At 54.1% G+C, this 14,072-nt stretch carries 12 protein-coding genes and 1 riboswitch; of the genes, 7 read left to right on the top strand and 5 right to left on the bottom strand.

Annotated features, from left to right (window positions below; all coding sequences use genetic code 11):
• Positions 1-60 precede the first annotated feature (60 nt).
• The 3 genes from NP590_RS09200 to NP590_RS09190 are packed head-to-tail and all read right to left on the bottom strand — an operon-like array spanning position 61 to position 4,588.
• Positions 61-2,745, bottom strand: coding sequence for an MMPL family transporter (locus NP590_RS09200; RefSeq protein ID WP_256602066.1), 2,685 nt, complete (start codon positions 2,743-2,745; stop codon positions 61-63).
• Between the two features lie 2 nt (positions 2,746-2,747).
• The gene (locus NP590_RS09195) at positions 2,748-3,722 is read right to left on the bottom strand and encodes a calcium/sodium antiporter (RefSeq protein ID WP_256602065.1); all 975 of its coding nucleotides are present in this window, start codon (positions 3,720-3,722) and stop codon (positions 2,748-2,750) included.
• Between the two features lie 38 nt (positions 3,723-3,760).
• Entirely contained in the window at positions 3,761-4,588 is an 828-nt protein-coding gene (locus tag NP590_RS09190) for an undecaprenyl-diphosphate phosphatase (RefSeq protein ID WP_256602064.1), read from the bottom strand.
• A 494-nt stretch (positions 4,589-5,082) separates the two neighbouring features.
• Positions 5,083-5,166: riboswitch (cyclic di-GMP riboswitch) on the top strand.
• A 78-nt stretch (positions 5,167-5,244) separates the two neighbouring features.
• On the opposite strand from NP590_RS09190, the gene NP590_RS09185 reads away from it, so the two are divergent.
• The 3 genes from NP590_RS09185 to NP590_RS09175 all read left to right on the top strand — a co-directional run bounded on the left by NP590_RS09185 (position 5,245) and on the right by NP590_RS09175 (position 9,114).
• A complete protein-coding gene (locus tag NP590_RS09185; RefSeq protein ID WP_256602063.1) occupies positions 5,245-6,357 on the top strand; it encodes a hypothetical protein in 1,113 nt (370 codons plus the stop codon).
• A 108-nt stretch (positions 6,358-6,465) separates the two neighbouring features.
• Positions 6,466-8,421 (top strand): thrombospondin type 3 repeat-containing protein, encoded by a 1,956-nt coding sequence (locus NP590_RS09180; protein WP_256602062.1) that lies wholly within the window; start codon positions 6,466-6,468, stop codon positions 8,419-8,421.
• Between the two features lie 99 nt (positions 8,422-8,520).
• Positions 8,521-9,114: a hypothetical protein gene (locus NP590_RS09175; RefSeq protein WP_256602061.1), complete on the top strand. Its 594-nt coding sequence runs from the start codon at positions 8,521-8,523 to the stop codon at positions 9,112-9,114.
• 92 nt (positions 9,115-9,206) lie between these two features.
• Here the strand turns inward: NP590_RS09175 and pgi are convergent, their stop codons facing one another.
• Positions 9,207-10,847, bottom strand: coding sequence for a glucose-6-phosphate isomerase (gene pgi, locus NP590_RS09170; RefSeq protein ID WP_256602060.1), 1,641 nt, complete (start codon positions 10,845-10,847; stop codon positions 9,207-9,209).
• Positions 10,848-10,932: 85 nt separating this feature from the next.
• A complete protein-coding gene (locus NP590_RS09165) occupies positions 10,933-11,139 on the bottom strand; it encodes a hypothetical protein (protein ID WP_256602059.1) in 207 nt (68 codons plus the stop codon).
• Between NP590_RS09165 and NP590_RS09160 the strand changes: the two genes are divergently transcribed.
• From NP590_RS09160 to NP590_RS09145, 4 genes are all read left to right on the top strand, one after another.
• Entirely contained in the window at positions 11,138-11,731 is a 594-nt protein-coding gene (locus tag NP590_RS09160) for a hypothetical protein (RefSeq protein WP_256602058.1), read from the top strand. The genes NP590_RS09165 and NP590_RS09160 overlap by 2 nt on opposite strands.
• A gap of 129 nt (positions 11,732-11,860) precedes the next feature.
• Positions 11,861-12,790 (top strand): cupredoxin domain-containing protein, encoded by a 930-nt coding sequence (locus NP590_RS09155; RefSeq protein WP_256602056.1) that lies wholly within the window; start codon positions 11,861-11,863, stop codon positions 12,788-12,790.
• A gap of 83 nt (positions 12,791-12,873) precedes the next feature.
• Positions 12,874-13,278: a YqaA family protein gene (locus tag NP590_RS09150; RefSeq protein ID WP_371927287.1), complete on the top strand. Its 405-nt coding sequence runs from the start codon at positions 12,874-12,876 to the stop codon at positions 13,276-13,278.
• A gap of 16 nt (positions 13,279-13,294) precedes the next feature.
• Entirely contained in the window at positions 13,295-14,059 is a 765-nt protein-coding gene (locus tag NP590_RS09145) for a hypothetical protein (RefSeq protein WP_256602054.1), read from the top strand.
• Positions 14,060-14,072 lie beyond the last annotated feature (13 nt).

Genomic DNA, 14,072 nt, shown 5'->3' with positions numbered 1-14,072 from the left:
TATTGTGGCTGGTTATGGTTGGGCATTCAAGCGCGGCAAAACCTCGAAGGCGGCAACGGGTCAGGCGGTTTCGACCCTGACTACAATGCGCCGGGGTTTGAGCGCCAATTTGCTGATGGCTGGCAATAACACAAATGTACAGGTCATGATCCAGAAAATACCGATGGTGATGACCAATCCCATGCTGGCGATACCTTGATGCGGAGAAAAGGCCAGGCCGGCAAAACTGGAGATGGTGGTCAATGCGCCGTAAAACATGCCGCGGGCCGTGCTGGATTGATAGATATTCTGATCTTCCGACAGGGAATGATGCAGCTTTTCCACCATGTGTATGCCATTGTCGACGCCCAGCCCCATCAACAGCGGCAGGGCTATGATGTTGGCGAAATTGATAGGCGTGCCGGTAAATACGGTGCTGGCCATGGTGAACAGGCCTGCCAAAACCAGCGGCGTCATCACCAGCAGGGTGTCGACGATGCTGCGGCGGATGAATAGCAGCAATACCGCTATCGCCGTCAGTGCAATGACGATGGCTTGTTGAAATGCCGCCAAAACGGCTTTCATGGACTCCCAATACATAACGGGCAAATCGGTGGCGTCGGGCGCTATGGCTTGTACTTCGGTAATGAAATCCCGCAGATGGTCCAGGTCGTTCAAATCCTGCTTGGGAAAGATCTGAATGCGGTACAGACCGTCCTTGCTTAGCCAGCGCTCCCTTACCTCGGTGGGGATACTGGCGGGTTCGATTTCCTCGGCCTGGAAGCCCGTCAGTAGTTGGTTCATGACGGTCGGCAGCGTACCGAGCAGGGAGGTTTGGATTTTTTCGACAAACACGCCGCGATCGGGTTGGAAACGGGCGTCAAGTTCCAGTAACACATCCTGTAGTTGTTGTTTGAAGGCTTGCAGGGAGCGGATTTCGGCCGGAGCTGTTTTTTGGGGCAGGCGGGTATCTATGGCCGCAATCATGCGCAGAATGCTGGGCTTGGGGTCGGTACCGGTTTTCAGTTGCGGAAACGATTGGCTTTGCGGACCCAGTGTCATCATCATGTCGTCTATGATGCCCAATTTGTTTTCCTGATCCTTGGGTACGAAATCGAACAGACTGACGGTCTTATCCACTGTTTTTAAACCGGCCAGTTTTTTTCGCATGGCTTTGGCATCGGCTTCCGATTGCGCCAATACGGTCAGCGTCATCGGCGAAGTATCCCGGGCTTTCAGCAGTTCCTTAAAGGCAATCACCGACTCGGTGTGCGGATCGCGCAGATTGATGGGGTTGAAGTCTGTTTTGACCTGAAAGACCAAAAAGAGCGCGATCACCGTTAGCAGCGCGGTAGCCCAGGTAATGGGTTTTGCGTAATGTAGCGTGAACGATGCCAGCCACAAGGATATTTTCGACGCGCCGGGGTGCTCTCCGCGTTGCAAGGCATGAATGGCGGGTGTCGGCAGAATTTTCAACAACACCGGCAGCACCGTCAGGGTGATGAATAAACAGATGAACAAACTGGAGCCGGCCAACAAGCCAAGTTCGGAAATACCTTGGTAGTCGGTGGGGACGAATGCGTAGAGGCCTATCGAGGTAGTGCCTGCGCATAAAATCAGCGATGGGCTGGTATCGAGCACGGCGGAATGGATGGCTCTCAGTTTGTCCTTGCCGTGCAGATCCAGATTGTCCCGGTAACGCAGGCAGAAATGAATGGCATATTCCACACCCAGACCGATATTGGAAACCGCGAACGCCACCGATATCAGGTTCAATTCCTCGACGGCCACCGCCGCGAACAAGCCGCAGAAAATCATGCCCAGGGCCAGCGTCAGCAAGGTGGCCAGCATCAAGAGCCACGAACGGTAGGCGATCAGCAGAATGCCGCACACCAGCACTATCGAGAAAATGCTGGCGGTAAAGGTACCTTCGCTCATGCCGGCCATTTCATCGTGTTCCAGCCCCACCTCGCCAGTGATCCAGACTTTGACTTCGGGTAAATTGGGATCCTGGATTTTATCGACCGCGGCACGAATGGCGTTGATGGCAGGTTCCACCGGCAGCAACTGGCTGAAGTCGAATTTCGGGGTGACAAAAATAAATGCCTTGTCCGATTGGGCTTCGCTGATATTGTTTTCGGCAATCAAGTTTTGCCAGGACAATAAATCGGTTTCGCCGTTCAGGGTTTTGTGTAGAGAGAGGCTGACTTTGTCGATCAGCGACATCAAGTCGATCGGTACTTCGCCGCTTTTGTTTTCCGCATTCAAGGCGTCTTCAAAAATCGAGAAAAACCCGTTCAGGCTGGGATCCTGGGAAATACGACCGATAAAGGGCTGGGCTTGGGCCAGGGTGACGGAAAAGTCCTGCAGTTTGGTGGTATCCAGGTACAACAGGCCGTTGCGGTGAAAAAAGGCATTTTCGTCGGGACGGTAAACCTTGCTGAAATGCGCGGTATCCGCGCGTAGCGCGCGGCCCAGGCGTTGCGCGGCGGCCTTGGTCAGTTCCGGGCTGGTGGAATCGATGACCAGCAGCAGGGTGTGTATATCCTGGCCGAAGGCTTTTTCGAATCTGCGGCGATTTTGTTGGAATTGCGATTCCGGCGCAATCAGCTCGGCGGTATCGGTATTGATCGTCAGATGCCGGCTGGTGTAGTGAACGGCAAAATACGCCAGCAGCATGGAGCTCGCCAGCAATAATGCCGGCGAATACATCAGCCAATTACTCCAGCGGAAAGCCAGATTGCGTAAATGCGTTTCCATCGGCATGTTTAAGTGCTCACTACGCTATCGATCAGGTAAAGGGTGTAAGCGGTATAGGTGGCCAGCAAAATCCCGCCCTCCCAACGATTGATGCTGCCGTTACCGTTACGGTCGTAAGCCATGGCGAACAAAGCCAACGTCAACAGCGTCATCAGCGGCCAATCGCGGCTGATAATCTCCGCAGGGATGGTCATGGGCTGGATGGCGCCGGCCACGCCCACCACGGCCAAGGTGTTGAAAAGATTGGAACCGATGATATTACCCACGGCCAAGTCGTGTTCGCCCTTGCGGGCTGCCATCACGGACGAAGCCAGTTCCGGCAACGACGTGCCGATGGCGACCACGGTCAAGCCGATGATCAAATCGCTGACGCCCAGGTCGGTGGCTATCGATACCGCCCCCCAAACCAACATCCGCGAACTGACCACCAGTAAAACCAAACCGGCGATCAACCAGAGCCAGGCCTGAAAGGCGGACATCGCATGCGCGTCCAGTTCCGCCTCGATTTCCTGTTCGAAACTGTCGGCGCGATGCTGTTTCATGCCCTGCACCGTCATCCAGGCCATGACACCGGCAAATAGAATCAACTCCAACACGCCATCCAGACGGGAAAATTCGCCGTCGTGGAGTTGCGCAAACGCAAATAAGGTCACCAATAACAAAATCGGCAACTCCTTTTTCAAAATTTGCGAATGCACGGCGATTGGGCTGATGATGGCGGTGACCCCGAGAATCAGGGCGATATTGGTGATATTGGAGCCATAGCCGTTGCCCAGCGCCAAGCCGGGGTTGCCTTGCAGGGCCGATAGGGCGGATACCGACAACTCGGGCGCGGAGGTGCCGAAGCCGACCACCAACATGCCGATCAGTAAGGGCGACATGCCCAGATGCCGCGCAATGGCGGCGGCGCCTTCAACAAACAGGTCGGCGCTCCAGACCAGAATGATTAAACCCAAAACGATCATCAAAATTGGCAAAGCCATGGATTACCTACAAAGTAAAAAAATGAGGGGGAAGCGGTTCAATCGACCGTCCATTGCACCAGCCCGCCGTAGGCCGTGCCGATGACTATCAGGCCAAAGGCGATGCGGTACCAGGCGAAGATGATGAAATCGTGGTGGCTGATGTAGCGCAGCAGGCCCTTGACGGCAAACAGGGCGCTGATGAAGGCCGCGACCAAACCGACGGCAAACGAGGCCATGTCGCTTTCCGCATGCAGCAATTCCCGATGCTTGTACAGGTCGTAGAAGCTAGCGATTACCAGGGTGGGAATCGCCAGGAAAAACGAAAACTCGGTTGCCGCCTTGCGCGACAGGCCGAACAACAAGCCGCCGATGATGGTGGAGCCGGAGCGCGATGTGCCGGGAATCAACGCAAAAGCCTGGGCGATGCCGAGCTTGAAGGCGTCCAGCATGCTCAAGTCGTCGACACTGTGCACGCGGATTTTATGCTCGCGCTTTTCCGCCCAGATAATGACGAAAGCGCCGACGATGAAGGCCAGCGCCACGGGTATCGGTTTGAACAGCAAGGCCTTGATCGTTTTGCCGAACAACAGGCCCAAGCTGGCCAGCGGGATGAAGGCTACGGCCAGATTCAGCACGAATTTTTGCGCCTGTTTGTCGCTGGTCAGGCCGGACAGTACGGAAGCGATTTTGCCGCGGTATTCCCAGCAGATCGCCAAAATCGCCCCTACCTGAATCACAATCGAAAACAGCTTGGCTTTTTCGTCGTTGAAGTCGAGCAGGTCGCCGGCCAGGATCAAATGTCCTGTGCTGGAGATGGGCAGAAATTCCGTCAGGCCTTCCACTACGCCCAGGATGAGAGATTTGATCAGTAGTTCAATGTCCATATCGGCAGACTCCATACCAAACCGGCACATGGGGAAAATTCAGCATGTTGATCAGGTAGTTATTGTTAGAAGGATATAAGGATGGGCAGGGCAAGAAGCCATGCAAACGGGACGGGATTATAGTCGAAATATTCCGTGAATCGTAACTTAAACACACCGACAACAGCGTCCCGCCAAGGGATGCAAGGCAATTATTGCCCAAACAATGCTTGCCTTAGACTGCGCCCGGCTTGGCTTACCGGCATAGGGAGGGGTTGGAGTCGATATGGGCGAAATCCCATATTAGATGAGTCAAATCCCACATTTGGAGGAGTGGATAGGCTGGCTGATTGTTAATGTAAGCAAATAATTACAAGCACTTAAAGGATTGGCATGGATGTTGACATATTAATGAATAACAGTATTGCCAAGTTTGAATATTGTTAGGGATGAAGGGTTTGCCGGTTGGGTGCCGCAAATGCAATAAGCAGTCGCTAAAGCCATGCAAATCCGGGGATATCCATCGCCAATCCTGCTGTGAAGCAGGTGCGGAAAGTCACGGGTCTTGACTGCAACTGTAAGACAGCCGGATTGCCCCCTGGCAACAGGGGGCGGCATATGCCGCATTTCACGCAATTTTTTCAACCAACGACACAATGGAATAATCTAGTATGAGTGTGAATTTACAATTAACAGCCGTCGCCGCCTTGCTGGCCGTAAGCGCTAGCTCACAAGCCGCCCTGACCGTAAACAGCGGTCCCGTCGATTTCAGCGGCTCGGCTTCTGTAACGGCAACCGGTTCGGGCGTCTTATCCGCAAGCAACAGCAACAATGGCTCCACGGTTGCCAATGTTGCCTTGAGCCAGTTCGATGCAAATTTTGGGGTATTGACCGGGGTCGATTTGCAGCTTACTTCAAATCGTACCCAGGTAATCAACGGCGTCGGTAACAAAAATAATGGTCCGGGTAGAACCGCCAACGGTAGCGGCACCAGTAGCGCATTGTTATCGGCGGCTGGCGTCAGCGCCAGTTTCGCGCCGAATTTGACTCAATCCGGAACGGGCTGCGGCTTGGCCATGGGCATGACCGGCCCGATCAATTGTAGCTGGGGGCCCGACACCGCGGCAACTGTCGCAACCAATACCACGGCCGCCGTCGACCAGCAAAATCTGGATGATTACGCCGGAAACGGCACCGTCAGTGCATTATTGAGTTTGCCGACCTTATCCGCCACGACGACGCTCTCCAGCATCATGGGGCAAGCGGGCGCCGGCTCGTCAACCACCTACAGTGTCGACTGGTCCGGCAGCTTGCAAGCCAACTACAGCTATCTGCTGCACGCCCTGGCTTCCTTTGATGGCGGTTCCGAGAGCAGCACCCTGACCCTGGATTTCGGCACGGTCGCGCAAAACAGCATGGCCTCGTTGGGCTTCGGCTTGTTCAATCTGGCCAACGCCGACCGTATCGGCCTGGATTTGGATAGCGTCGTCGGCAGCGGCGATACCGCCGCGTTCGATAGCGGCTTATCCGGCTTTGCCGGCCTGGCGCAAGGCGAAAGCCATTCCTTCATTGCCAACCTGTTGACCGCCAACAGCGGCGCCTTCAGCGCGCAATACCTGTTGAACTTGTCCGATGCGGACTTGGGCGCCGCCAGCACCCGGCAAAACTACCAACTGACCTTGAATCTGGTCGGCAACGTCGCCGCCGTTCCGGTGCCGGGCGCGGTTTGGTTGTTCGGCAGCGCGCTGATAGGTATGTTGAGCGTGGGTCGCCGCAAAGCGGTCGCCTGATTGAAGATCCGTTAAAAATACAGCGTATCGCCAGCCTGGGATACGCTGTATTTGTCCGTCAAATCCATGGCCGTTAGCCACTCGGCGGCAAATCATAGAGACAATTTTATGCATCCAAGAATACTAAGCTTGCTGCTGTGCTGGCTGGCGCTTGCGCCGGGGCTATCCCGCGCGGACTTTTTGGCGCCGCCGCAGGCGCCGGGCGTCAATACCTTCACCACCACCCATTTTTCCGGCTCCGGTAATTGTAGTCTGTGCCATAACGGTATCCGCGATAAAAACAATGTCGATGTTTCCATCATCACCGATTGGTCGTCGACCATGATGGCCAACTCCGCGCGCGATCCGTTCTGGAAGGCCAAGGTGCGCGGCGAACTGAGTCGGCATCCCGAGTTGCAAGGCGTGATCAACGATAAATGCACCAAATGCCACGCGCCGATGGCGAACTACGAAGCCAAGTTCGCCGGAAATCTCGCCGGCCAGACCGTTTTCGACGGCGGCATACTCAGCGCCGGCCATCCAGGCCACAATGCCGCCATGGACGGCGTCAGTTGCACGCTGTGTCATCAAATTCCCAATTCCGCGTCGTTGGGGACCTTGCCGCACATGTCGGGTAACTACAACATCAATAGCGGCAAAACCATTTACGGTCCTTACGGCGGTCCGGGCGATACGGCCTTGTTTCCGAATCCCATGATCATGATGTCGGGGTATACGCCGACTTACGGTGCGCATGTCAAGGAATCCAAGTTGTGCGCCTCCTGCCATAACCTGAAAACGCCTTTTGTCGACGAGGCCGGCAATATCCTCAGCACCACGCCGGAATCGGAATTTCCCGAGCAGACGCCTTACATGGAATGGGAACATAGCAGTTTTGTCGACGAAAAAAGCTGCCAGGGCTGCCATATGGGCCGCGCCGATGGCGTGCGCATTTCCAATCGACCGCCGTTCCTACCTCAGCGGAATAACTTCGCCCTTCACGACCTGATCGGCGCCAACAAGCTGATGCTGGGTATCCTGAACGACAATAAAACCCAACTGGGCGTGTTGTCGAATAACTTCCCGGAAACCATCGCCAAAACCGACGCCATGCTGAAAAGCGCGGCCTCTCTGACTGTGCTTGAGCAACATGACACGCCGGGCGCGCTGGATTTCAGCCTGAAAACCACCAGTGCCACCGGCCACAAACTGCCGACTGCCTATCCGTCGCGGCGCGCCTTCCTGCGCGTTACGGTGCGCGATAGCCAGAATGCCATCGTCTGGGAATCCGGCAAGGTCAATCCCGACGGCAGCGTGGCGGGTATCGATGCCGACGAAGTGCCGGGTAGTTTCGAGCCGCATTACGAGTTGATTTCATCACCCGAGCAAGTCCAGGTTTATGAAGCCATCATGGGCAACAACCTGGGCGAAGTGACTTACACCTTGCTGCGCGGCAAGGAATATCTGAAAGACAATCGTATCTTGCCTAAGGGTTTCGACAAACTCAACGCGCCAAGCGATATTCAGGTGGTGGGTGAAGCGCTGAGCGACGCCGATTTCGTCGGCGGCAGCGACGAGATCCGCTATCGAATCGAAACCCTGCCGCCGGGCAATTACAGCGTGACTGCGGAGTTGGTGTATCAAACCCTGGCCCATGGCTTTGCCCGGGATTTGTTCAGCGACACGACGACGCCGGAAGTGGTGGATTTCAAAACCCTGTACGACGCCGCGGCCGATAAAACCACCGTCATCGCCAGTACCGAGTTCGCCGCGTCCGTCGCCGCGCCGGCGTTGGATAGCGACGGCGACGGCGTACCCGATCATCTGGATAACTGCACGCTGATAGCCAACGCCAACCAGCGCGACACCGACGGCGACGGCTACGGCAATATCTGTGATGCGGATTTCAATCAGAACAAGGTGGTTGATCCTACCGATCTGTCCAGGCAAAAAGCTTTACTGGGAAAAGTGTCTCCAAACGGGCATGAAGATTTGAATGGAAATGGGATAGTCGACCCTACCGATTTGAGTATCGCAAAGGGATATTTGGGAAAAGTGTCGGGCCCATCGGGCATGGCGCCCTGAGTTTTATTGCTTGAATCGGCCCGTGATGCTGGGCCGATTCAAGCGCAAATAGCGAAGTTTTTAATGAATACATCCATATCAAATAAATTCGGAGAATACATGAACGAAATTTTTAAGAAGCCGCTTTCGATGCTTAGTGGCTTGGTCTTACTTGCCATGTTTTCAGCCCCAGTTTCGGCTACCGTTGTGGCGCCGAATACCGTGATGTTCAGTCAAGGCAATATCATCAATGCGAATGCGGGCGACACTTTGACATTGGAACTGAGGGGATATGATTTCACTTTGGGGCCCGACGGGGCGGCGTTTTCGCTGAGTTGGGATCCATTGGTATTGAGCTACGTTGGTAGCGCGGTTGCCAATCCCCCCTGGGATAGCTCTTTTATGAGTGAAGAAAATGCCGGGGTTATTGATTACGTATTTCTAAATAAACTAACCGCTGGTGATGCCGGGAACTCTTTTGCCATCGCATCGTTCACTTTCAACGTGTTGGGCGCCGTGGGCTCGGAAACAACCATCGGTATTGGGAATCCCGCGTTTGACGATACCGGGTTTACTTTGCCGAGCGGGACGTTGGTTGATGTCAATTACGTTAACAGCCAAGTACGCGTGGTGCCTCTACCGGCCGCGGCCTGGCTGTTCGGCGTCGGTTTGGCGGGCCTGCTGGGTCCGATGGGGCGTCGTAAACAGGTTTGAGCACCCGCCTAAAAAAGTATGTAAAAACCCGGCGCTGCCGGGTTTTTTGTGTGCGGCATACGTAAGGAGAGCAATTCAAGGGGTAACGTGAGTCAGGCCTTGCGCAATTTCTTGTAGGTATTGATCAAGCCATTGGTGGAACTGTCGTGGCTGGTAATTAATTCTTCATTTTTCAGTTCCGGCAAAATAGCCTTGGCCAGTACCTTGCCCAATTCCACCCCCATCTGATCGAAAGAGTTGATATTCCAGATAACCCCTTGCACGAAGATTTTGTGTTCATAAAACGCAATCAGGGTTCCCAGGGTCCTGGGGGTGAGTTTTTTGAACAGGAACGAATTCGATGGTTTATTGCCGTCGAAAATTTTCGACGCAATCAGCGCGTCGTCCAGGTTGGGATCGTGGTTCAAATCCATTCTGACTTCCGCTTCGGTTTTGCCGCGCATCAAGGCTTCCGCCTGCGCCAGAAAATTTGAAATCAGAATGTCATGATGATCCGGCAGGTCGTACTGGCTTTGCGCGGCGGCCAGAAAGTCGCCGGGAATCAATTTGGTGCCCTGGTGGATCAGCTGAAAAAAGGCGTGCTGACCATTGGTGCCGGGTTGGCCCCAGATAATCGGGCCGGTATTGTAATCGACTTTTTCGCCGTTGATGGTGGCGCTTTTGCCGTTGCTTTCCATGTCGCCTTGTTGAAAGTAGTCGGCAAAATATTTCAGCGATTGCGCGTAAGGCAAAATGGCGTACGTTTCGGCCTCGAAGAAGTTGTTGTACCAAATGCCCAGCAAGCCCATGATGACGGGGATGTTTTGCTCGAACGGGGCGTGGCGGAAATGGTCGTCCGCCAGATAGGCGCCCATCAGCAATTCCTCGAAATTGTCCATGCCGATATACAGGGCGATGGACATGCCGATCACCGACCAGAGCGAGTAGCGGCCACCCACCCAATCCCAAAACTCGAACATGTTTTTGGGGTCTATGCCGAATTCCCTAACTTTTTCCTCGTTGGTGGAAATCGCAATGAAATGCCGGGAGATATGGGCGGAGTCCTTGGCGCCGTTCAAAAACCAGTTGCGCGCCGAACGGGCGTTGGTCATGGTTTCCTGCGTGGTAAAGGTTTTCGAGGAAATCAGGAACAGCGTTGTTTCGGGATTCAGCGGTTTCAAGGTTTCGACAATATCGGTTTGGTCGACATTGGACACGAAATGGGCTTTCAAGCCTTCCATGCCGTAGGGCGCAAGGGCTGTATCCACCATTTTGGGGCCCAGGTCGGAGCCGCCGATACCGATGTTGACGATGTCGGTGATCCGCTTGCCGGTATAGCCCGCCCAACAGCCGCTACGCACCTGTTCCGTGAAAGCCCGCATTTTGGCCAGGACTTTGTTGATTTCCGGCATCACATCCTGGCCGCGAAAATAGACCGGCTTGTTGCCCCGGTTGCGCAATGCGGTATGTAATACCGCGCGCTTTTCGGTGGTATTGATGATGGAGCCGGAAAACATTGCTTCGGTTTTTTGCGAAAGTTCGGCCCGCTTGGCGACTTCAATCAATAAGGGCAGGGTTTGGTCGGTGATCAGGTTTTTGGAGTAATCGAACAGCAAATCGTTAAAGGTGATGGAGAACTTATCGAAGCGTAAAGGGTCATTGGCGAATGCTTCTTTCATGCAGAATTTGCCGGCAATTTCCCGGTGATGTTGCTTGGCTGCGTTCCATTCGGTGGAGTCGATTAATTTGGACATAATTTATGTGATAAACCAGACAGGGAACCTTAAGCGGGTCCGAATTACGTGCGGTGGAAAGGGTATTTCCGCATTATAAGGATTGTCATTCGGCGCTGACAAAAAAAATTCCGTCAAGCGGTTCGGCGCCGAGAGCCATATAAGTAATGCCTTTATTTGCAAGGGGTGATGTGCTAGAGTTAGGGCCGATTTTTGGTGGGACAGCTAGCTTATCAAGGTGGATAATACCGAGTCGCATCATGCGTAAGTGCATGAATAATAATAAAACATTAACAACGGGAAGGGTAAACATGAAAACATCGGGTATTTTCAGAAATGGTCTTTTTGCTCTGGTCGGGCTGATTTTTTCCACTGCGGCATTAGCGCACGGCGGCGCCGCCGGTACGGACACCGATCAGTGTAAGTTTGAGCTGGAAAAGGACCATTGGATTCATTACACCGCTTATCAACCTAAAGCCTATCCGGCCGAAGAGTTCTGCGGCAACATCCCCGACACCGATTCATTGATTCAGTTGGTATTCGATTATCAGGATCAACGCTATCGCGATAGAGCCATTGAATTTGAAGTCACCAAGGAGCCGGAAGGCACGCGGGTTTTTTATCAGGAACCCAAAAAACACAAATCCGGTACCGTGATTCTGAATCTGGATAACGGCGTGCCCGAAGCGGGTAAATATCTGATCCATATCACCTTGCTGCAGGATAGCGGCGAGCGTCTGGATGCGCACATGAGCTTCAAGGCCGGCGGCGGACAACCAACCAGTAAAGGCAGCATGGGATTGTACGCATTGGTGCTATTTGCGGGCCTGTACATCGCTTATTTGTCTCACGCCGGGTTCAAACGCAAAGTGGATGAATTGCTGGGTAAAGCGAAAGAATTTTAGGCTGTCGGCGTTCATCCCGCCCCTTCACGCGGCGGGATGAACGATTGCCGCTTCCGGATTCCGCGCTCTTTATGGCGAGGGGTTCAAGATTTTTTAAACGTCGACTTTAGTTATAGAGGAATTGCTCTAATGGTCAAAACAGTATCGATTGCCGCTCTGGTTTGTGCGTTGTCTGTTTCAGGTGTTTCCGCGAAAGAGTTTCAGGAACACAAAAACATGATGAACCATGGCGATGGCCACTTGATGGACATGGATGGCGGCATGGTGATGGGGCAAAACACGGACACCTTGCCCGGCGGTTGCGACAAAATAGCCGCCACCAAGGAGCTTACGGTACACGCGGGGCACAAATATTCGGAAAAATTTCCGGGCACCATGTGGGCCTTCGACCAGCAGGAATACCAATTCGAACCTTGTACCAAATTGACCGTGCATTTTGTCAACGATGACGAAATCCGTCATCAGTGGATGATGCATGGTTTACCCAAGTATTTGTATCCGAAAGGCATGTTTCATCTGGAAGTCAGTGGCCCCGGCAGTGTTTCCGGCACGCTGATTTTACCGCCCGGCGATAAAACCTATCTGGTGCATTGCGATATTGCCCAGCATATGGAAAAAGGCATGAAAGCCCAGTTAAAGGTGGGCAAGGGCAGCGAAGACCTGCCCAGCATTCCCGGGTTGACGGCCAGTGTTTTTCCCGACGACTACAGCGGCAAACCGTTTGATCCCAAGGTGTTTGCGGCTCAGGAAGCGGAGGCCAAGGCCGCTAGCGCCGCGTTGGCGTTGGCTGCTTCCTCTTCCGCCGGCAAACCCGCCGGCGATGCCGCTGGCGCCGAGGCGGACAGTGGTTTTCTGTCCGGTGTCGGTGTTGTGGGTCTGGCGGTGGGAATTTTGGTGGCGCCGTTATTGGCCAAGCGCTTTAAAGGCATGAGTGTCGGTGAAGTCATTGCCACCGTGTTTGAATGGGTTTCCGAAGCGGTGGGCGTTGCGCTGGACTTGGTCGGTAAATTGTTGAAAAAGCTTTCAAGCAAAAAAGCGATTCCGCTGCCGGATAAATGACGACAGTATCTTAAAGCCCCTGAAACGCTTGGTTTCAGGGGCTTTTTTATGGGAGTAAACAATTGGCATTGGAATCGTGGGGCATGTTGGGTTTGTTTCTCAGTGCATTTATTTCCTCGACGATCGCACCGGGCGGCTCCGAAGCCGTGCTGGCTTATCTGGTAAACAGTCAGCGCTACGTGGTCGGACAATTGGTGGTGGTCGCCACAATAGGCAATACTCTGGGGGCGTTGACAACCTGGTGGCTGGGGCACTGGGCCGCAAAAAGGTATCCGGCCGAAGCCTTGTTGCCGGATTCCCGGCGCAAGTCACTGCGGACGGTTCGCGATTGGGGGAGTTGGGCGCTGTTGTTCTCCTGGTTGCCGATAGTGGGGGACGGTTTATGTTTTGCCGGCGGTTGGCTCAAGCTGTCGCTATTTTCCTCGATATTCGCCATTTTTCTCGGTAAGGCACTGCGTTATATTGCGGTGGCTTATGCTTTTCTTTGATAGTGCAAGGGAATCGATGAATCTTTTTACGCTGCCGCATTTCCCCCCGCCGGATGTCGCCGCGCCGCATAAGCGGCGGGATTATTTCATCGCCGGCTTTACTTTCGTGACCACCACGATTTGTCTGACCACCGATGGTTTTGCGCCGCGGTTCATGCAGTACGTGTTGGCATTTTTCGGTTGGATATTCTTGCTGGCCTTTCTGCGCGGCGAATGTAAATACGTCCGTACCCAGGTGGCGGTTGCCGTCGCGTTTGCGGTGGTGGGCGAATATTTTGCGTCGATTTACATGAAAGGCTACGTATATAGGTTTGAGAATGTACCGGCCTACGTGCCCGCCGGGCATGGCTTGGTCTATCTGACGGCGGTGGCATTGGGGCGTTCCGGGTTTTTTATGCGCCATGCCCGGCGGATTGCGGTATTTGTGGTGGGTGTTTGCGGGCTCTGGGCTTTATGGGGAATCAGTGTCTGGGCACAGCGGCAAGATATCATCGGTGCCGTGTTGTTCTGTGTGTTTTTGATCTATTTGTTCAAGGGGCGCTCGCCCATGGTGTATCTCGGTGCATTTTTCATCACCTCCTGGCTGGAGATTGTCGGCACCAGCGCCGGCACATGGGCCTGGGCCGTGATTGACCCCGCGTCCAGTTTACCGCAAGGCAACCCGCCTAGCGGCGTGGCTGCCTGGTATTGTCTGGTGGATGCGGTGGCCATTGCCGGCGCCGGCCCGGTGTTACAGGTCTTCAATAAAACCGCTCTGATATTGCAAAGACAAAGGGCTTGATTGTTTTTCCGTT

Source organism: Methylomonas subterranea, assembly GCF_024505185.1.
In the GTDB taxonomy this organism is placed as follows: Bacteria; Pseudomonadota; Gammaproteobacteria; order Methylococcales; family Methylomonadaceae; genus Methylomonas; species Methylomonas subterranea.
The sequence above is the reverse complement of the archived record's forward strand: the minus strand, read 5'-3'. Positions and strand labels throughout refer to the sequence as shown.

What these genes read in the sequence shown, in the direction of transcription:
- NP590_RS09200 (WP_256602066.1), bottom strand. Translation starts at nt 2,745, where the DNA reads ATGCCGATGGAAACGCATTTACGCAATCTGGCTTTCCGCTGGAGTAAT.
- NP590_RS09195 (WP_256602065.1), bottom strand. Translation starts at nt 3,722, where the DNA reads ATGGCTTTGCCAATTTTGATGATCGTTTTGGGTTTAATCATTCTGGTC.
- NP590_RS09190 (WP_256602064.1), bottom strand. Translation starts at nt 4,588, where the DNA reads ATGGACATTGAACTACTGATCAAATCTCTCATCCTGGGCGTAGTGGAA.
- NP590_RS09180 (WP_256602062.1), top strand. Translation starts at nt 6,466, where the DNA reads ATGCATCCAAGAATACTAAGCTTGCTGCTGTGCTGGCTGGCGCTTGCG.
- NP590_RS09175 (WP_256602061.1), top strand. Translation starts at nt 8,521, where the DNA reads ATGAACGAAATTTTTAAGAAGCCGCTTTCGATGCTTAGTGGCTTGGTC.
- pgi (WP_256602060.1), bottom strand. Translation starts at nt 10,847, where the DNA reads ATGTCCAAATTAATCGACTCCACCGAATGGAACGCAGCCAAGCAACAT.
- NP590_RS09160 (WP_256602058.1), top strand. Translation starts at nt 11,138, where the DNA reads ATGAAAACATCGGGTATTTTCAGAAATGGTCTTTTTGCTCTGGTCGGG.
- NP590_RS09165 (WP_256602059.1), bottom strand. Translation starts at nt 11,139, where the DNA reads ATGTTTACCCTTCCCGTTGTTAATGTTTTATTATTATTCATGCACTTA.
- NP590_RS09155 (WP_256602056.1), top strand. Translation starts at nt 11,861, where the DNA reads ATGGTCAAAACAGTATCGATTGCCGCTCTGGTTTGTGCGTTGTCTGTT.
- NP590_RS09150 (WP_371927287.1), top strand. Translation starts at nt 12,874, where the DNA reads ATGTTGGGTTTGTTTCTCAGTGCATTTATTTCCTCGACGATCGCACCG.
- NP590_RS09145 (WP_256602054.1), top strand. Translation starts at nt 13,295, where the DNA reads ATGAATCTTTTTACGCTGCCGCATTTCCCCCCGCCGGATGTCGCCGCG.